The following is an 18,492-nucleotide window of genomic DNA, read 5'->3' as shown; positions in this document are numbered from 1 at the left end:
AACATGGACAACTTATTTAAGAAATTGTTGACTCGAATAAAAAAAACGATCCCGTTGCTTATCATATTACCTTTGTTATTAGGAGGATTAGGTTATTTTTTGGAAAAAAGTACAAAGCCTATCATTAGTTACTCTGCTAAGACAAAGATAGAATTGGGGTATTATGATGACCCCAATATGAATAGTCCAGAGAGTGTTAAAAACTTTATCTCCGGATATTCGTTTCTTGAATCGGTATTTCCTCAATATGGGCCTGAAGAGTTAGAGGATGTTAAATCGGGCTTGGTTATAAACACTGTTTCCAATAGTGCCATTGACTTGACTTACCGCTCGGACGATGAAGAGGAAGTCGAAGAAGTATCGAACAAGCTTGTCGGCGCATTTTTAAAGTTTGACGAAGATAAGTATCAAGAGAAAGCATCCATTTTGGAAGATAGTTATCAAACACTGAGTGATGAAACGGTGAGCGAGGATTCAAAGGTAGATAAACAACGCTTTATCTTTGAACTGCAAAATGAGTTATTGACATTGTATCCTTCGCAGTTATCCGAGCCAATCAAAGTAAATGAATACCGTCAAGAAAACTTTTCTGCCAAAAAGCGGGCAGTTTTAGGTGGGCTTGTTGGTCTAACATTTGTGTTTGCATATATTGTGGTTCCAATTCTATTCAGAGAAGACGATATGTAAGGGTGGTGTTTTCTATGTCTTCCCCATTAGTTTCAGTCATCACTCCTTCCTACAATGCGGAGAGGTTTATTGCTGAAACCATTGAATCAGTAAAAAAACAAACTTTCACCGATTGGGAAATGATCATCGTGGATGATTGTTCAAGTGATAATACAAGGGAAATCTTACAGGACTATGCAGCTAATGATCCAAGGATCAAACCAATCTTCCTTAAAGAAAATAGTGGTGCCGCTGTTGCAAGGAATACGGCACTAAATGAAGCGAAAGGTGATTATGTAGCCTTTTTGGACAGCGATGATTTTTGGTTACCAGAAAAGCTAGAAAAACAATTAGCGTTCATGCAACAACATAATCATGCTTTTTCTTACACAGCCTATAACTTAATGGATGAGAGCGGTAATCTTTTAGATAAAGTCATTAGAATCCCTTCTGAAATTGATTATAAAGGCTTGCTGAAAAATACGATTATTGGTTGTTTAACAGTTATGATAGATCGCAGGCAGGTTGGACAGCTACAAATGCCATTAATAAGAACCCGGCAAGATTATGCCTTATGGCTGCAAGTTCTTCGTGATGGATATATAGCGTACGGGATCCAAGAGCCATTATCCAATTACCGCCTTGTGGAAGGATCCATATCGAGTAACAAGTTGAAAGCAGCAAAGAGAAACTGGTATGTTTACAGGCATATTGAAAAGCTTAGTATTCCATATGCAAGCTGGTGCCTAATTAATTATGCCTATTATGCAGTCAAGAAGAGAATTCAAGCATAATATCCTTTATGAAAAAAAAGCAGGAAAGAATATCAATATTCTCCTGCTTTTTTTATTTGTAGAAGGCTCTTTGCGTAAACTTTTTGCTTTTTCGTACTTAAAAACCAACCGTAATATACCTTATTTTCGTGCTCTTTTCCCTGTATTACTAAATTTACTGTTGTATTATTAAAGTATCAAAGCAGTAAAAAGTCCAACTGCCGACTTTTTACTAGCGGATAGCAACAAGCTTAGGAAAAGAGCCTTGTAGAAAGTATTACCAATTCAATACTCAGTAGAACTCGAAACTTTTCAAGAGTTTTTACGTCTCTATAAGGGGGTATAACAAGGGGGAACCTTTATATTATGTCAGGTTTACAAACGTAACATAAAATTAATTCTTTAGACAGTTTATTAAAACCAGATTATTTGTTAAAATGGTACAGGGTTTAACAAATTTAATTGCAAATTTTGGCGAAAAAAAAATAACATTCATTTTTCTTATAGGGTTAAAAATAAACTAAGACAGAAAATAAAATTACAGGTGGTTCTAACAATGGACATTAAATTAATCTTATCATTCTTGGCTGCTTTTGGTACCGTCCTTTTGGTTACCCCTTTAGTGATAAAGTTTGCTCATAAAATTGGTGCAACAGATAAACCAAATCATCGAAAAGTGCATCAAAAGGTGATGCCGCGACTTGGTGGCTTAGCAATCTTCATTGGTGTAGTAGTTGGTTACATTGCCTCAGGTCTTTATGATGAACGAATATATGGGATTACAGCAGGAGCTATCCTCATTGTAATGATCGGTATTTTAGATGATATGTACGAATTAAAGGCTAGAACCAAATTGATTGGTCAACTTCTAGTCGCTGGTGTGGTCGTATATACTGGTTTGAAAATTGAATTTATCACTATTCCTTTTGTCATTGAGCGATTCGACCTTGGCTGGCTAGCTATTCCTGTCACCATTTTATGGATTGTTGGTATTACCAACGCCATTAATCTAATTGATGGCCTTGATGGTCTGGCTGCAGGTATTTCTTCTATTGCGATTGCTACATTGGCCGTAATGGCCGGTATGGCCGGAAAAGAAATGATCCTGACATTATGCCTGATCGTTTTGGGAAGTACTGTTGGTTTCTTATTTTATAACTTCCATCCCGCAAAGATATTTATGGGTGATACGGGTGCGTTGTTCTTAGGGTATTGTATATCGGTATTCTCCTTATTGGGCTTATATAAAAGTGTTACGTTATTCAGCTTTGTTATACCAATTATCATCCTAGGTGTACCGATTTTTGATACTGCTTTTGCCATTATTCGACGATTCTTAAACAAACAGCCTATCTCTGCACCTGATAAGAGTCACCTGCACCATCGATTATTGGCGATTGGTATCTCCCATAGAAATACGGTTCTACTCATTTATGTTTTTGGTATTTTCTTTAGTGTATGTGCCGTTATGCTGACGTCTGCAACATTCCTCGGTACTATCCTTATTATGATTGCATTAGTTATAACAATACAGTTTATTGCAGAATTGGTCGGTATCATCAATGTAAGGCATAAACCGTTTCTAAGCTTTTATAAGAAAGTTACAGGGAAAAATTAATGATTAAAAGGGTGTAGAAGGTTAAGTTCAATCTTTCTACATTCTTTTTTTATGCAATTAGAAATTACTCTTACTTTCGGAGCTGGAGATTATTACTATATCCTGTTGAAGTGTATATTATACGTAATTTCACCAAAAAAGACGGCCCGAAAGTAGGTCATACCTGCTTTACGAACCGTCAGTTTTATTCCTCTATAGTTGTCTCTTCAATTTCTAAGTGCTTTTTCAATGCGCTTCTGACCTCAATAATACTCTCTTCATATGGAATGAAATAGTAGATACCACTACTATTGTCATCGGCGCCCTCAAGTATAAGATTCTCCATTTTAGAGGAGTTAAAGCCTGAATATAGCTTGCTTAAACCGATACCTTCAGATACTCGAATGTTCGTTTGGACATTTGTCCCCATTTCCTTAGCGATATTATCAACTTTGAGCAGATTACTTGGAGAGAGTATCTCACTCATTGCTGCTTGAATAATCTGCTTTTGTCTGTCATTTCTACCAAAGTCCCCACGAGGGTCCTGTTTCCTCATTCTCGCATATGCAAGAGCTTCTTCGCCATTAAGCTTCATGGGCCCCTCTTTAAAATAAATTCTGGAGCTGTCTACATCAGATTTTTCAGTAAAATCAAATGGAACTTCTACCTCTACTCCGCCTACAATGTCAATGACATTCTTGAAGCCTTCAAAATTCACAGTTGTATAATAATCAATCGGAACTTCCAACAGTTCTTCCACTTTCTCAATAGTCATTTCTTTGCCACCATAGGCATTGGCATGATTTATTTTGGAATAATAGCCGAGATGTTCATAATAAACCTGCGTATCACGAGGGATGCTTAACAGTTTCATCGTTTTGTCTTTAGGATTAAGGGTAGCGACCATCAGTGTATCCGTTCGTCCATTTTCTCCACCGGTGGAATAATCCTCAATCCCCATAATCAGGACGGAAAAAGGATCTTTGTTCATTTCTACTTCTTTGTCCCGGTACTTGGACTTGTCTCTGTCCAATTCCGTATATGCTTCATTTGCAGCTCGGTATGTTTCATAAAAAAGATAACCGCCATAAGCAACAACTGCCAAAAAAAGTGTCAGAAAGACGAAAAGGACTCGCTTTAACCTTCTACCCTTCCTTTTCTTCTTTTCATATCTAGAATTAACCAATGTTTTGTCTCCCCTATCAAAAATTTACACGTCCTGTTCAAGATATAGCAATTCTCCAGGAGTGGTTTCTGCTTTTCCATTTGTAAGTTCCGTCATCCAGTCTTGATACGTCTCTATTTTATTTTCCTCTACATACACGTCAAATGTCACATCTTCTAGATAGTGGATGTCTTTTAGTAAGAATAATGAGGACGAACGCAATTCATTCTCCAGTTTTCCTAGAAGTGTGTACTCAACGTTTGTATGCATAATTTGCACTAATTTTCGTTCTACCATTCCTGTGGCGCTTATCCCTTCAGAGGTGGCTTTCCCATACGCACGGATTAATCCTCCTGCGCCAAGTTTAATACCGCCAAAGTAGCGGGTAATGACAACTACAGTGTCTTTTAGGTCCTTTTTCTTTAAAACTTCAAGGATGGGGACGCCGGCTGTGCCGCTCGGTTCTCCGTCATCGTTGGCTTTTTGAACCTGGTTTTGTTCACCGATCATGTAGGCGGAGCAGTTGTGTGTTGCACCCCAGTGCTTCTTTTTTATCTCTTGTATGAAGTTTTGGGCTTCTTCCTCGGTTGTGGCACGGGCGATATGTGCAATGAATCTGGACTTTTGAATCGTTATTTCATGCTCTCCATGCCCTTTTACGGTATAGTAGTGAGACAGCACTCTGACAACTCCCCTTTGATGACTGGCACTTTTGTATGGTGTTTTTTTTATACCCATACCCTTTCTATTATAAGTGCAAAAGGGAAGGACATCAAATGAATTCTAGTCCATAACTCCTTTTGTGCGTCAAAAATCGACAAACTTTAACCCGATTGTAATAATAATGTTATACAAGTAAAACTTTGGTCCGATATAATAAAGTGTGGACAATTTTCGACAGGTACCCCCACAAACGTTTGGTAAAATTGGAATGATATAGCATATAGTGTCTTTCATGCGTTTGGGTATAATGTACTATATCGGATAATGAAGTATTCCCGATATTCTTTTAAGAATACCGGGCCTTTTGGAGGATGTCCTATGTCGCGGAAAGTTATAAACTCTAAACAATTAGACATGATTATTGAACAAATGGTTAAAACGGTGGAAGTGAGCAAGGATGAAATTTTCGAGATAGGGGAAAGTTCCCGCAAGGAATTTGAGAACCTTGGCAAAGAGTTGAATGCGGTAAAGCTTGAAGTGACACAGCTTATTCAAAAACAAGATAAGCTTGAAATTCAGGTCCGCATGGCACGAAACCGACTATCAGAAGTAAGCAGGCAATTTAAAAACTATACAGAAGAACAAATCAGAGATGCGTATGATCACGCACACGAACTTCAACTAGAACTACATACCATCTCCCAAAAAGAAGTGCAACTGCGAAATCGCAGAAATGAAATTGAGCGCAGGCTTTTGAATCTCGAAGAAACGATTATTAAGGCGGATCGACTTGTCAGCCAAGTCTCCGTGGTACTCAATTATGTTACCGGGGACTTGCAACAGGTTGGCCAAATGATAGCGGACGCATCTGAGAAACGTGAGTTTGGCTTTAAAATCATGGAAGCACAGGAAGAGGAACGCAGGCGCCTCTCAAGGGAGATACACGATGGTCCGGCACAGATGCTGGCGAATGTGATGGTGCGCTCCGACTTGATTGATCGCACTTTCCGGGAGCGGGGCCCTGGAGAGGCTTTATCAGAGATCCGCTCCTTGAAAGTGATGGTGCGCTCCGCTCTATATGAAGTACGGAGAATCATTTATGATCTTCGTCCGATGGCACTCGACGATCTTGGGTTGGTGCCTACTTTAAAAAAATATATTTCGACTATCGAGGATTATCATAATGGGTATCCGAGAATTGAATTCATGAACCTAGGAGTGGAGCACCGCATTTCCGCAAACCTGGAAGTGGCAGTGTTCCGGCTTGTGCAGGAATCGCTCACCAATGCGATCAAGCACGCAGAAGCAAGCTCCATTTATGTGAAATTGGAAGTGAAACCTACCCATATTATTGTCATTGTCAAAGATGACGGTGTAGGATTTGATACGACAGAAAAAAAAGAAAAGTCGTTTGGATTAATCGGAATGAGGGAGCGGGTAGAGCTTATCAGCGGTGACTTGGACATCCAGTCCTCAACCGGTAAGGGTACCACCGTCTTTATCAAAATTCCGTTAAGCTAAAGATGTATTTGGGAGGATGAGAGGAATGGATACGACAAAAATCGTTATTATTGATGATCATCAGCTTTTCCGTGAAGGAGTTAAACGCATTCTGGATTTTGAAACAAACTTTCACGTGGTAGCGGAAGGGGACGACGGAGCGGAAGCGCTTGACCTCATGGAAAAGCATGAGCCCGACGTGTTCATCATGGACATCAACATGCCGAAAGTGAACGGTGTGGAGGCTACAAGACAGCTTGTCGAAGCCAACCCGGAAGCGAAGGTCATCGTACTATCCATTCATGATGACGAAAACTATGTAACACATGCCTTGCAAACAGGTGCACGAGGATACTTGCTGAAGGAAATGGATGCAGATGCTTTGGTGGATGCAGTCAAGGTCGTTGCGGATGGCGGATCTTATCTGCACCCGAAAGTGACACACAATTTGGTTAGGGAGTATCGACGCTTAACCGAAAACGGAGTCGGAACCGGAAGCAGACGTGGCGGAAACGGTGGCGGTTCAACGGCTACAACTTACCAACAAATCGAAATTCGCCGTCCACTTCACTTGCTGACACGCCGTGAGTGCGAAGTGCTTCAGTTGCTTGCTGACGGTAAGAGCAACAAGGCGATTGGTGAGTCTCTCTTCATCAGTGAGAAGACGGTTAAGAACCATGTAAGTAACATCCTTCAAAAAATGAATGTAAATGACCGTACACAGGCTGTGGTTGTGGCAATCAAGAATGGCTGGGTAGAGGTTAGGTAACCTTGGGGATTTCAAGTCTCCAAGGTTTTTTTTGTGGGTGTTAGTGGCGGAGGACAGAGAGGTGGCGGAATTTGTCTGGTGGTGTAGGATGGTTGATAAATAGTCCGGCTTGGTTGATATATCACCTACGCCAATAAAAATCAAACAAATGGTGAAAGTTATCCACATTTCATGTACAATCTAAATAGATAACAGAAATACTTAGTATAAGGAAGGTCTACTATTTATGAAAACGGCGATTGTTACAGACAGTACTGCCTACATCCCAGCAGAAATACGCGCAAAGCATGATATACATATGATCCCGCTGAATGTTATTTTCGGGAACGAATCGTACCAAGAGGAAGTCGATATTAAAGTCGACCAATTCTACGAAGAAGTAAAAAATAGTCGCGACCTACCATCCACCTCACAGCCGGCAATCGGCGAGTTCGTAGCCCTATATGAGAAACTTGCAAAGGAATACGATGCAGTAGTCAGCATCCACCTTTCCAGCGGCATCAGTGGAACTTACCAGGGAGCAGCTGCTGCAGGGGATATGGTCGAAGGCATCCAGGTTTACGCTTATGATTCGGAGATTAGTTGTATGGTTCAAGGATTATACGTCTTGGAAGCGGCAGAGATGGCCGCAGAAGGAAAGGATCCCGAACAGATTATCGAACGCATGGACGTAATGAAAGAATCCATCCGTGCCTACTTTATGGTGGATGACCTTTCTCACCTTCAGCGCGGCGGACGCCTAAGCAGCGCGCAGGCGATAGTCGGAAGCCTGTTACAGGTAAAACCGCTCTTGCACTTTGTTGACACGAAAATTGTGCCATTTGAAAAGATTCGCACACGAAAAAAAGCAGTCAAGCGCATCCATGACCTACTAGATGAAGTAGCTTCAGAGCAAGTGCCAATGCGTGCGGTAGTGATTCATGCCAATCGTGAGACGGAAGCACAAGAGATGAAAAAAGAACTGGAACAGAAGTACCCACATGTGGAGTTTTTCCTAAGCTACTTCGGCCCGGTAATTGGCACGCATTTAGGTGAAGGTGCATTGGGACTTGGCTGGTACAAGCGATAATACTTAAATTACTATACAACCATAACGACAAAAACAGACATCATGAGCAGGCTTGCTTGGGGTGTCTGTTTTTTTATATGAGGAGGAAAGTGATGCTATTTTGTACAAAAGAAAATAAAATATTGATTCAGACCGCCGGAGAAAGTGAGCTCGCAAAAAGGATCTCTGATTTTCCAGACATACCCCAACAGCTGCTCGACACCACTTTCCCCATCAACCAACAGCTTCAGCACTATCTCCATGGCAAAAGACTTCTCCTTGATGAAATTCCTTTTCCTTTAGAAACCATTCAATCTCATTACCAGCATGGATATTTGAAATATGATCACGGTGTGACTGCCACCAAGCTTGGCTACGCTTGTCAAAGATGTGGAAATGAAAAAGCTAGTCTCATTGCGGCTTTTCATTGTGCCCGATGCAGGCGAGAATGCAATTATTGCCGGCACTGCATCATGATGGGAAGGGTGAGTGAATGCACGCCTCTCATTAGCTGGAGTGGACCGAAGCCTGCGCGTGGAACCAATAGTTGTAAATTGGAATGGAAAGGTACCCTTTCAAAGGGGCAACAACAAGCGTCCGACGAGGTTGTGGGAGCTATCCAAACCAACTCATCATTACTAGTTTGGGCAGTCTGAACAGCCGGTAATGAATACATAAAAAATATTAAAATTAAAAACGCCAATCAATGGTGACGTCTAATTCATTAATATGGATTTCTTTCACTAATTTTTGAACTATACTTTGTTTAAAGCTAAACTCTAAATCATCAAAATTGGTATTAATTAATTCAAGCATATTTTCTGGAATCAATTCATCCGTTTCAGATGAGCTACTTTGTTCCGCAATCAATTTTTCTTTTTCAGTATTAAGATTTTCGATTTGGGACTCTAGCATTTGTGAACTAATCTTGGTATTAGATGCATATAAGTTAATTAACCTTTCCATTTTTTTGTCTATTTCTTTTAGAAGCCTATCGTAATTCACTTTCTTCTTCATAGGACTATCTGACTTCGACTTTTCAAAAGAGAGGTTGTTAAGTTCTTGTATGATTAAAGATTCAAGTTTTTTTCTGCTCCAAATTTTATTCTGACATTTAACATCATATTCTGATGGAAATCTTCTTGATCTGCAAATGTAGTAATAATATGGCTTTTTATTTTTTTGGGATATACCAGTTGAATATGAGACAAAAGATTCACCGCACTGGTCACAACGTACCAAACCGGTTAAAAGACTCATTTTTGCTTTATGAGCGTTATTTCCTTTATGTCTTTGCAATAAGTTTTGGACCCGTTTAAACTGTTTCTCACAGATAATAGAATCATGTTTCCCCTTGTACAAGTTACCTGAAAATTTAACTTTACCAATATACAATGGATTCTCAAGGATATCTCTATACCTTCTAAACCTCCAAACAGGGAAACCCTCTTGTTTTAAAACCTCTTGGACTTTAGTTATTGAATGTAATTGTTCATATAAGTCAAACGCCCTCTTTATGTGTGTTGCTTCTTCCTCATTTTTTTCAAGAAGACCATCTACACGGATATACCCAGCAGGGTCATAGTCCCCTCCCATCCCCCTAAAACCGTTCTCTGCACGTTTAATATGACCCATACGCATTCTTTCGGCTATAGTCTCCCTTTCCAATTGTGCGAAAACTGATAAAATACCAATCATCGCTTTCCCGAATGGTGTAGAAGTGTCAATAGTTTCTGTCATTGATATAAAATCCACATTATTTTTAAGGAAATGTTCTTCTATTAACTCTAAGGTATCTCTTTGGGACCTTGAAAGCCTGTCTAACTTGTAAACAACAACTGCGTCAATATCTTTTAAGTTGCTTAGTAATCTTTTTAGATCTGGTCTTTCAATACTGGCACCAGAATATCCACCATCAATGTAGATATTGTATATCTCCATCCCCTTGGCTTTACAGTAAGCCTCTAAACGCTCTCTTTGAACTTCAATACTATAGTTTTCAACTTGGTCCTGTGTACTAACTCTAATATAAATAGCAGCCTTATTCATGATTCGTCACCTCTAGAATTTCATATTCAATGGGGCCATATACCAAACTAACTTACCTTTTATACTGATTGGATTAATTTCTAAATCATTGCAGTTATAAAACTGAGTTACATTTTTAGGATTATAACTTTCTGGCTCTAATGTAACTCCGTTTTGAAACTTATAAAATCTTTTTAGAGTAGCGTCATAACCATTAACAGCAACGGCAACAATATCTCCGTTATTGACATCAGTCACTGGTACGATTAAGGCTAACGCACCAGAAGGAATTATCTTATTCATGCTATCTCCATTGACTTCTACTAAAAAACCATTTGGGTATTGATCAGCAACTTCTGTAGGTACGTTTATCCATTCTCGAACAGTTACCATTTCCAACGGGACTCCAGCTGCTATTGAGCCAAGTAAGGGCATTGGTTTAGAACTTCCCTTAATTACTGGTGCATTTTTGTCGATTGGACTTACGTTGAAATTTCTATCCTCAATGATGTCACTTTTTAAAATGTTGAAATGATCGGCAATTTTTTGAATAGCTCCCATACGTGGCTCTTTAATTTCGTTTTCCCAAGTTGAAACGGCTTTGTCGCTAACCCCTGCTATCTCTGCAAATTCTTTCTGAGATAGATTATGTAGTTCTCTTAACCTTTTAATATTTCTTCCTATACTCATTTTGTTACCTCCGGACTAATTTATAATTAAAACAATAAACTAAAAGTAGAAAAAAGACAACAAAAAGTTGAAAAAATTCTACTTTTTTCATTAAAAGGTGAACATTAAGTAGAAAAAATGTGATAAAAGGTTGTTGACACTCTACTTAAAGTAGATTAATATGTGTTTAAGCAAGAAAAAAAGCGAGGTGATACATTTGAAACTCACACTAAAACAAGCTCGCCTATTAAAAGGGTTTACTCAACGAGACATTGCTAATGAGCTTGGAGTTCACGTTCAAACTTATAGCAAGATGGAGAAAGAACCTGACACTGTTACTATCGGAGAAGCCAAGAGAATTAGCGAAATTTTAGGATTGGATTATGATTATATTTTTTTTGATCGTAACTCTACTTTAAGTAGAAATTTTCGGAAGGCTGCAACTTCTTAAAGTAGAGAGAGGAGTGGAATTTCTTGAGGATTAAAGAAGAAATAATAATTACTAAAATTAAATTAGATGGAAAAGAGGTGAGAATCCCTGAGGGGTTATCTGAGCTTTTTAATCAAGCGGGGGTCTGGAGAAAAGAAGATTCAAAAAAGGAGAATATAAAAACTCCATCATTGTATCAACGTCAAGTCACTGTAGTAGACGGAGTAATAAAAACCCAATTGAGACATGTAGGGTTAGCTGAGAAAGAGAAGGTATCATAGTTAACTTAGAACCAATTAGGAGGATGAAACATGCCAGAAACAAAGATAGTTCATCAATCAAATACAGATAGACGAATAGCAAATCTTGAAGCACAGGTTTCAACACTTTTTGGAATTGTAAGTTCTTTGCAAGAAGATGTTTTAAAGCTAGAAAAAGAAAAAGCCACCGCGGCAACGGTAGCTCTTCAAATTGATGGAAAAGAATTAGCAAAAATTCTAACAACTGAAGATATTGATTAATCTTCCTGTTTACTTAATTCATCGACTACACGTTGAATAAGTTCTATCGTAAAAATTGATTGAGCCTTCCTTTGCTTAGAACTGATTTTAGTACTCATTTCTATTAACTTTCCGGGTAAATTATCTAATTCAATTAATTGACCATTAAACTCGTCATAAAGTTGTTCCATCATTGCTATTTCGGCCTCTCGATTTTCTTTCATTATCTCGCTAGCTATTGAGTGCACATCTATTTTCATCAATATCACCTCCTCCCATGAAAATTATACCAAAAGGGAGAGACAAGGAGATGGGAACTTTCAAAATACTGGATTTTATCATTTTAGAAGTTGGATATCCAAAGGAGGCTATGAAAGTGAAAAAAGGTGTGGTACATCGCATTGAATATTTTACAAGGAAGGTTGCTGAAAAGCTTTCAGTTCACCCAGCACACAAACAACCTCGCTCCTACAAATACAGGAGTCAACGTCTCAAGATTTATAAAGAACTTATGCACAAAGAAATCAGAAAGTACAAGGAGGCTAGGTCATGTTAGAAAACCACTTGGTCTCAACGATCCGCCAGCTGCAGAACCAACTGATGGATATCTACTCCGGAATTAATTCAGGTGACAGCGACTTGGAACGAGTAAAGCTGGAACTCGAAAATATCATCTTATCAATTGATCGTGAAAATCCCTCCTACAACTTTGAGGAGGGTGTGAAGTGAAGATTTTCCGAAGGAAGAACAAATATCTCTCCATACGAGGAGATTTGAGAAGGTTAAACAAATTAATAGCTAAGGCAACAATCGATTTGGATGTGGCACTAGTTGAAGAATTGATGGAAGAAAAATGTAGACTTCTATCCTCTATATAAAGTGATTACCAGGGCTAACCACCCTACTTTTTTTACCCTAAATGGCGAAAAATTGTGCTGAATGAAGTCGGAAACACGCAAAAACAAAATTAAATGTCACTTAGCGTTATTGCTAAGTCGAAGATAGGAGGATTTATGGAGAATTTGAAAGTTATTGCAGATGACTTCTTACCAGTTTACGAGAATGAAAATGGAGACCGGCTGATTAATGCCAGGGAGCTTCACGAACAACTAGTGATAGGTAAAGATTTCACAACGTGGATTAAGGACAAAATCAAGAAATATGAATTCGTTGAAAATCAAGATTATTTCCTTACTTTCTCGATAGTAGGAACACTGCAAAATGTGAGGAAACATGATTATTGGTTGACTATAGATGCAGGAAAAGAATTGGCTATGGTCCAGAACAATGAAATGGGAAGAGCATTACGGAAACATTTTATAGAGAAAGAAAAATCCTTGCCAAAGACTCCAGCAGAGATGCTCCTCCATCGTGCAAAGCAGATGGTAAAGGAAGAAAGAGAAACAGCCAATCGAGAGCGACAAGCCCTCCTGTTAAAAGAAGTATCTGAAAATGTTAAAGAATATTCCAGGTGGACAAGGGTTGGCCATAACGAAGTGTACAACAGCATTTATTCCATTCTAAAAACACAACACGGGATTGATGTGAAAGCAAGAGTGGAGAACGAGAGACGCGAGCTAAATGCTGAATACTACCAGCGCACCGGAAAGCTATATGCCGAATCCACTCTTAAACAGAAAGTGAATGGGATTGACGTCATGGTTCGAATGGAATGCTTGGACAAATTTAATAGCATACTCACTGGATTTCTCACGAAAGCGAAGGTGCCAACATCATGAACTTACATACAAAGGTGCACCCAAATGATTTAAAACAAGCCATAAATTTATATGAATGTTGTTTCAGCTGCTTAAACAGAGTGCGAATGGAAATGTATCGAGATAATCTGGACGAATGTGAAAGGTGGATGATTGAGTTCCAGCGATGCAAGAAAGAGCTGGATCAATTGATGGAAAGGAAGAAACTGAAGGACCGGATGGAGAAGCTGGTGAAGGATTTGCAAGTGCAGGGATATAACGTTGAACTAATTGCCTGGAAAGGGAGGAAGGATCATGCATAAGTTGGAGATCACGAAGTCAGAAAGATTCATACTACTCATTGCTCTACGAAGATACATCAAATGGTTGGGAAGTATGGAAACAAGAAAGGGTTATGTTCCATATGCAAAGGTAGCATTCAAGAAGTTGCTAGACAGTTCAAACCCGAAAGTTGATGGAGGGGAAATGATTACTTTTGTGGAGGCACTTCGCTATAGATCAACCATGTTGTATCAAAATGACAGATTAAGAGATAGTGATTTTCTCCACGAACTGGCAAACAACATTGATTTACAACGCCAATATTATCAATACACAAATGGTCCAAAAATAGAAAAGAGCAGCTAAGTGCAACCAACACTTAAAACGCTGCTCTGGGATATGGAATTTCATTTTAACATAAACAATATGTTCCGGCAATCTGTTTTGCCGGGCTGAGTATGAGGTCTTTGTTCCCCCCTTTTCAAAGCCCCCCTTGTACTCAGCCCGGTGCAACAGAAAGCACCAATACATAAGAAAGGAGGTACAGGATGGAACATCCGACAATTACTAAATTGGAGAAAGAAGGACTTCCTGAAGGGAAGATTTTTGGAACTGATGCATGTGGTGATGAAGTGTTTGAAGGAGATTACATTCTTGAGCATGACGGTGAATTGATCCTGGAGTGTAATGCTATGGATTACCTAGTGGACATTCTTGGAGCAGTAAGAAAGACGGCAGGAAAATAAAAGATCCGTGCTGGAACACGGATCCATTAAAGGGGTTAAACTCTATAGGCTTATACCCATGATATCGAGTTTCCCCTTAAAAATCAATGGGAGGTAAGTATGAATCAAATTTCATTTATCAAGTTAGTATTAACAAATTTCAAGAACCATGAGTCATTGGAAGTGAATTTCAGTGATATCACCAACATTCAAGGAAAGAATGGTGCAGGGAAATCATCCATTGGTGATGCCATTACCTGGTGCCTTTACGGAAAAGATGTAATGGGATCCAAGTTAGAACCGCAGCCAATCGGAACAGATTTAGAAACGAAAGTGGAGTTGCTCTTGCAGGTAGGCAGCAAGCAATATCTGCTAGGTCGAAGTCAGAAGAAAACGGCCAAGTATTACATCAATGAGGTACCAGAGAAAGCGACTGTTTTTAAAGAGTTTGTGGATTCTATGTTGGACGAGAAATTGTTCTTCTCTTTATTCACACCAGGATTCTTCCCTTCTCAAAAATGGACAGAACAGCGTGAGCAGTTGCTCCAATACATCAGTGAACCTTTGAATAAAGAAGTTTTGGCCAAGATGGGAAAGGTTGAAAGCGAAACCCTGGAAGAGAATCTAAAGAAATACTCTTTGGAGGATCTGGAGAAGCTGAACAAAGATAAAAAACGTCAGTTAGATGTTTCTTATGAACGAGCAGCTGAACGATATCTTACTTTGAAAGAGCAATTGGAACAAGGTTCTTCCGAAAGCGTAGATGTGGCAGCCATTCAAAAAGAATTAGCCCCTTTGATTAGCAAACGAACTACTTTGGAAGAGGAAATTGACACTTTTTATCAAAGAAAAAGTGCCCGAGGTCGTATCGAATCCCAAATTGAATCCTTGGTAGAACGTATCGATAGACAGAAATCTGTTGTACAAGGAATTAAAGATGAAGAAATTCAAGAAGCATGCCAAACATGTGGTCAGGGCCTAGATGAAAAATCTATCAACAAAGTAAAAGAAAATAGACAGGCACGTTTCGATAAAGAAGTTTCAACCGGAAAAGAGATGCTAGAAAAATTAAATGCATTAAAAGAATCACTTGCAGCAATGCCGGTACCAGAAGAAATAGACCGGACGGAACTTAGCGAGGTAGATAACAAGATTGTGAGTTTGCAAGTAAAGATGAATGGTGCTGGTCGAGTGGAGCAACTTCATCAGGATGTATCAGTAGCAGAAGCAAACAAAGAAAAACTTCGCAAGGACCGTAACACATCTATCAGCATCCTGGATGCCATTAAAACATTCCGGTCTGTCCGTTCAGAACTGATGGTGAACAAAGTTGATGCTCTCTTTACCAAAATCTCGGTGAAGCTTTATGAACAACTGAAGAACGGTGAAGAGAAAGCCACTTTTGAGATTGAAATGGATGGGAAGCCATATAGCAAGCTCTCCACTGCAGAGAAGATAAAGGCAGGATTGGAACTCATAGAAGTGCTTTCTAATCAGTCACAGATAATTACACCGTGCTTTGTGGATAATGCAGAATCTATTCTTCATTTTACATCACCGCCTGGTCAGTTGATCGTTGCAAGAGTGGTAGATGAAGAGTTTAGTATAAAAAATGTTTCGTTGGAGGGAGAAAATAAATGAGTAACATTATGGGCTTAGATTTAAAAGTTGATGAAAAGTATATTGGTGAAATTGTTAAAAACGTTGTTCAAGCTAGCATAGTTGAAGCACTTGGAGTGAAGGATGAGCTAGTGGGCAGTGCGGTGAAAACAATGTTAATGACCAAAGTTGATAAGAACGGTAAGGTTAGCACCTACTCTCATGACAATAAATTTAATTTAATAGATTTTCATGTTCATAACACTGTAACAGAAATGTGCAAGGAGTTAGCGGTTGAACTAATTCAAGAGCATCGGGATTCAATAAAGAAGGAGTTGAAGAAACAATTGTCCAGTGAAAGAAGTATTGAAGCTTTTACCAAGACAATGATAAACAATACTGTTTCCAATCTTGAAAATGAATGGAGACCCTCTATCACAGTTCAATTCGATAAGAGTAATTACTAATGAGTAAGGACCCCATTAATGTATGTGCCAATATAAACTGTGAAAAGCCAATCTATCAAGGAGACACAGTTTGGAAACGAGGAAAAGATTTGTTTTGCCATATTAAATGTGTGTCTGAGCAATTGAAGGAGGAAGCAACTAAATGACCCATCAGATAACTAATCAGCACTTGCAATTTGTAGAAAAGGCGAAAGATGCATTTCAAAATAATCCTTTATTAGAAACGTACAGGGACCATCCGACAAGTGAAATGATCGCCCTTCGAATGGGATCTGACAGGGATTGTGTTCATGTTTTTGAACTAGGTGATGAGGTTGCCAACTTTGTTCAGCAAATGGATCCGCAACCTGGCCCAAGAAAAGAAGTAAGGGAATTTGCTCAGGCTATGGAATTACAGCTTGCTTCAAACGAACAAAAAGGACACTGGCGTAGAGAACATCATGAGTATCTTCTTCGAGAGCTTGGAAAGAACGCTGTGAAGTTGGAAAAAGAGCTCGCCAAAGAGGACCATGATAAGTATGAAATTACACTAAGATGCGCAAACATGGCCAACTTCGCCATGATGATATCGGATAACTACGGAGGAGGAAAGTTGTGATGGAGAAAGAGTCCAAGGTGTTAAAGAATGAGACTAGCACTTTCTACACAGTTCAAGTAGGAAATCGAGTTGTGACGAAGGTAGAAGGGTTTGGAACAAACAACGAATTAATAACTTTCTATGGGAGAAATGCTACGAAATTTGTTAAAGAGGATTTTGCAACAAAAGTTGCTAGTTCTTTAAACGGAAAGGTATTTAAGCATACAGTTCATGATATCCAAACTGAGGAAATCGAGGAGGTAATTATTAATGAGTAATCAATTGGCAGCTATCAACACGAAGGAATTTGAATACTACTTTACCCAGAAAGAATTGGAGGTAGTGGTCAACAGCATTGCTAAGAACGCAACAAATGAGGAGCTTGCTCTCTTCATCCAAATCTGCAAACACAATGGACTGGATCCTTTCAAGAACCATATTTACTTCATCAAGTATGGAAACCAGATGAGCATCCAGGTTTCCGTGGAAGGGATTCAATACTTGGCCCAGCAACGGGATGATTACAAAGGAGTTACTACTCAACTGGTACATGAGAACGATGAGTTTGAGGTGGAAATTGATTCAGAAACTCAGGAACTTAAGATTACCAAGCACTCTATAAAATTTCCACGGGGGAAAGTGGCAGCTGCCTACGCCATTGCACGCCGTGAAGGATATCCAGATAAAGTGATTATTATTGAAGCCGAAGAGGTGGAACACTTACGAAACAAGCAAGGGAGCCAGTGGAAAACGTACTACAATGATATGTTCAAAAAACATGCGTTGAAACGTGCTCTTAAATTGCAGTTTGGTATTGAAGTAGATGACGATCAAACACAGCAAGATGCTTATGACCAATACGAACCGCGCCAGAGGGTAGATATTACGCCTGAGAAAAATAGTGTTGACACTGGTGACAAGGTGATTGATCCGGATGAAGAACTTGCAAAAGTTTGGGCCGAAATTCAGAAAAAGACCAAAGAACGTGGTGTTACCAAGACCGATTTGAACAAATTCGTCCAGGAGAAGTTTGAAAAGAAAGGCAAGGAACTAACACTGCAGGAAACGGTGGCCCTTAATAAGTTGATAGACTTTAGTTTTCCTAAACAAGAAGAAAAGCAGGATGCAGAAGCAATGAGCTTTGACGATTTTGAGGGAATGACGCTGGACTAAGATGGACAAGCAGGTGCTGATACCATACACCTACAAATGGTTAGCAGCCGGGAACAAGAATCTTTATATCAGATATATAAAGGGGTACATAAACCTCTATTATCCCCGGTTGTATCCCATGAAGATTATGCCAAGAGGCGAAAATTTGCCTGACATTGTAATAT

At 39.2% G+C, this 18,492-nt stretch carries 27 protein-coding genes; 22 read left to right on the top strand and 5 right to left on the bottom strand.

Features of this window, described 5'->3' with window-relative positions; all coding sequences use genetic code 11:
- The first annotated feature begins 3 nt into the window (after positions 1–3).
- From MKY77_RS22695 to MKY77_RS22685, 3 genes are all read left to right on the top strand, one after another.
- A complete protein-coding gene (locus tag MKY77_RS22695; RefSeq protein WP_339147876.1) occupies positions 4–687 on the top strand; it encodes a hypothetical protein in 684 nt (227 codons plus the stop codon).
- Between the two features lie 14 nt (positions 688–701).
- Positions 702–1,460: a glycosyltransferase family 2 protein gene (locus tag MKY77_RS22690; protein ID WP_339147875.1), complete on the top strand. Its 759-nt coding sequence runs from the start codon at positions 702–704 to the stop codon at positions 1,458–1,460.
- A 535-nt stretch (positions 1,461–1,995) separates the two neighbouring features.
- A complete protein-coding gene (locus MKY77_RS22685; protein WP_339147874.1) occupies positions 1,996–3,057 on the top strand; it encodes an MraY family glycosyltransferase in 1,062 nt (353 codons plus the stop codon).
- 184 nt (positions 3,058–3,241) lie between these two features.
- Here the strand turns inward: MKY77_RS22685 and MKY77_RS22680 are convergent, their stop codons facing one another.
- Positions 3,242–4,222: an LCP family protein gene (locus MKY77_RS22680; RefSeq protein ID WP_339147873.1), complete on the bottom strand. Its 981-nt coding sequence runs from the start codon at positions 4,220–4,222 to the stop codon at positions 3,242–3,244.
- Positions 4,223–4,246: 24 nt separating this feature from the next.
- A complete protein-coding gene (locus tag MKY77_RS22675; protein ID WP_339147872.1) occupies positions 4,247–4,882 on the bottom strand; it encodes a YigZ family protein in 636 nt (211 codons plus the stop codon).
- A gap of 360 nt (positions 4,883–5,242) precedes the next feature.
- On the opposite strand from MKY77_RS22675, the gene MKY77_RS22670 reads away from it, so the two are divergent.
- From MKY77_RS22670 to MKY77_RS22655, 4 genes are all read left to right on the top strand, one after another.
- On the top strand, positions 5,243–6,385 hold the full coding sequence (locus MKY77_RS22670; RefSeq protein WP_339147871.1) for a sensor histidine kinase: 1,143 nt from the start codon (positions 5,243–5,245) through the stop codon (positions 6,383–6,385).
- Positions 6,386–6,410: 25 nt separating this feature from the next.
- Complete coding sequence (locus MKY77_RS22665) at positions 6,411–7,133, top strand: response regulator transcription factor (RefSeq protein WP_339147870.1); 723 nt, start codon at positions 6,411–6,413, stop codon at positions 7,131–7,133.
- Positions 7,134–7,359: 226 nt separating this feature from the next.
- Complete coding sequence (locus MKY77_RS22660) at positions 7,360–8,202, top strand: DegV family protein (RefSeq protein WP_339147869.1); 843 nt, start codon at positions 7,360–7,362, stop codon at positions 8,200–8,202.
- A 92-nt stretch (positions 8,203–8,294) separates the two neighbouring features.
- Positions 8,295–8,837, top strand: coding sequence for a hypothetical protein (locus tag MKY77_RS22655; RefSeq protein WP_342515531.1), 543 nt, complete (start codon positions 8,295–8,297; stop codon positions 8,835–8,837).
- Between the two features lie 34 nt (positions 8,838–8,871).
- On the opposite strand, the gene MKY77_RS22650 is transcribed toward MKY77_RS22655, so the two are convergent.
- Both MKY77_RS22650 and MKY77_RS22645 read right to left on the bottom strand, forming a co-directional pair.
- Positions 8,872–10,230 (bottom strand): recombinase family protein, encoded by a 1,359-nt coding sequence (locus MKY77_RS22650; RefSeq protein WP_342515530.1) that lies wholly within the window; start codon positions 10,228–10,230, stop codon positions 8,872–8,874.
- A 12-nt stretch (positions 10,231–10,242) separates the two neighbouring features.
- Complete coding sequence (locus MKY77_RS22645) at positions 10,243–10,899, bottom strand: S24 family peptidase (protein ID WP_342515529.1); 657 nt, start codon at positions 10,897–10,899, stop codon at positions 10,243–10,245.
- A 187-nt stretch (positions 10,900–11,086) separates the two neighbouring features.
- Between MKY77_RS22645 and MKY77_RS22640 the strand changes: the two genes are divergently transcribed.
- The 3 genes from MKY77_RS22640 to MKY77_RS22630 are packed head-to-tail and all read left to right on the top strand — an operon-like array spanning position 11,087 to position 11,829.
- Positions 11,087–11,329 carry a helix-turn-helix transcriptional regulator gene (locus tag MKY77_RS22640; RefSeq protein ID WP_342515528.1) on the top strand — a complete coding sequence of 81 codons (243 nt, stop codon included), beginning with the start codon at positions 11,087–11,089 and terminating at the stop codon, positions 11,327–11,329.
- Positions 11,330–11,352: 23 nt separating this feature from the next.
- Positions 11,353–11,589, top strand: coding sequence for a hypothetical protein (locus tag MKY77_RS22635; protein WP_342515527.1), 237 nt, complete (start codon positions 11,353–11,355; stop codon positions 11,587–11,589).
- 30 nt (positions 11,590–11,619) lie between these two features.
- Complete coding sequence (locus MKY77_RS22630) at positions 11,620–11,829, top strand: hypothetical protein (protein ID WP_342515526.1); 210 nt, start codon at positions 11,620–11,622, stop codon at positions 11,827–11,829.
- Here MKY77_RS22630 and MKY77_RS22625 read toward each other — a convergent pair.
- A complete protein-coding gene (locus tag MKY77_RS22625; RefSeq protein ID WP_342515525.1) occupies positions 11,826–12,068 on the bottom strand; it encodes a hypothetical protein in 243 nt (80 codons plus the stop codon). The two genes, MKY77_RS22630 and MKY77_RS22625, sit on opposite strands and share 4 nt — an antisense overlap.
- A 50-nt stretch (positions 12,069–12,118) precedes the next feature.
- Between MKY77_RS22625 and MKY77_RS22620 the strand changes: the two genes are divergently transcribed.
- The 12 genes from MKY77_RS22620 to MKY77_RS22565 all read left to right on the top strand — a co-directional run bounded on the left by MKY77_RS22620 (position 12,119) and on the right by MKY77_RS22565 (position 18,328).
- Positions 12,119–12,364, top strand: coding sequence for a hypothetical protein (locus MKY77_RS22620; RefSeq protein WP_342515524.1), 246 nt, complete (start codon positions 12,119–12,121; stop codon positions 12,362–12,364).
- A complete protein-coding gene (locus MKY77_RS22615) occupies positions 12,358–12,537 on the top strand; it encodes a hypothetical protein (protein ID WP_342515523.1) in 180 nt (59 codons plus the stop codon). Before MKY77_RS22620 ends, MKY77_RS22615 begins: the two co-directional genes overlap by 7 nt.
- Positions 12,534–12,686: a hypothetical protein gene (locus MKY77_RS22610; RefSeq protein ID WP_342515522.1), complete on the top strand. Its 153-nt coding sequence runs from the start codon at positions 12,534–12,536 to the stop codon at positions 12,684–12,686. Before MKY77_RS22615 ends, MKY77_RS22610 begins: the two co-directional genes overlap by 4 nt.
- A gap of 135 nt (positions 12,687–12,821) precedes the next feature.
- Positions 12,822–13,547, top strand: coding sequence for an antA/AntB antirepressor family protein (locus MKY77_RS22605; protein WP_342515521.1), 726 nt, complete (start codon positions 12,822–12,824; stop codon positions 13,545–13,547).
- Entirely contained in the window at positions 13,544–13,828 is a 285-nt protein-coding gene (locus MKY77_RS22600) for a hypothetical protein (protein ID WP_342515520.1), read from the top strand. The genes MKY77_RS22605 and MKY77_RS22600 overlap by 4 nt, the downstream gene beginning before the upstream one ends.
- A complete protein-coding gene (locus tag MKY77_RS22595) occupies positions 13,821–14,153 on the top strand; it encodes a hypothetical protein (protein ID WP_342515519.1) in 333 nt (110 codons plus the stop codon). Before MKY77_RS22600 ends, MKY77_RS22595 begins: the two co-directional genes overlap by 8 nt.
- 182 nt (positions 14,154–14,335) lie before the next feature.
- Positions 14,336–14,533 (top strand): hypothetical protein, encoded by a 198-nt coding sequence (locus tag MKY77_RS22590; RefSeq protein ID WP_342515518.1) that lies wholly within the window; start codon positions 14,336–14,338, stop codon positions 14,531–14,533.
- A 99-nt stretch (positions 14,534–14,632) separates the two neighbouring features.
- Positions 14,633–16,153, top strand: coding sequence for an AAA family ATPase (locus MKY77_RS22585; RefSeq protein ID WP_342515517.1), 1,521 nt, complete (start codon positions 14,633–14,635; stop codon positions 16,151–16,153).
- Positions 16,150–16,578, top strand: a complete 429-nt coding sequence (locus MKY77_RS22580) for a hypothetical protein (RefSeq protein WP_342515516.1) — start codon at positions 16,150–16,152, stop codon at positions 16,576–16,578. Before MKY77_RS22585 ends, MKY77_RS22580 begins: the two co-directional genes overlap by 4 nt.
- A 142-nt stretch (positions 16,579–16,720) precedes the next feature.
- Positions 16,721–17,176, top strand: coding sequence for a hypothetical protein (locus MKY77_RS22575; RefSeq protein WP_342515515.1), 456 nt, complete (start codon positions 16,721–16,723; stop codon positions 17,174–17,176).
- Complete coding sequence (locus MKY77_RS22570; RefSeq protein ID WP_342515514.1) at positions 17,173–17,433, top strand: hypothetical protein; 261 nt, start codon at positions 17,173–17,175, stop codon at positions 17,431–17,433. Before MKY77_RS22575 ends, MKY77_RS22570 begins: the two co-directional genes overlap by 4 nt.
- Positions 17,426–18,328 carry a RecT family recombinase gene (locus MKY77_RS22565; protein ID WP_342515513.1) on the top strand — a complete coding sequence of 301 codons (903 nt, stop codon included), beginning with the start codon at positions 17,426–17,428 and terminating at the stop codon, positions 18,326–18,328. The genes MKY77_RS22570 and MKY77_RS22565 overlap by 8 nt, the downstream gene beginning before the upstream one ends.
- The last annotated feature ends 164 nt before the right edge of the window (positions 18,329–18,492 follow it).

The organism is Sutcliffiella sp. FSL R7-0096 (assembly GCF_038595065.1).
Classification (GTDB): Bacteria; Bacillota; Bacilli; order Bacillales; family Bacillaceae_I; genus Sutcliffiella_A.
This window is presented reverse-complemented; position numbering and strand designations above follow the sequence as displayed.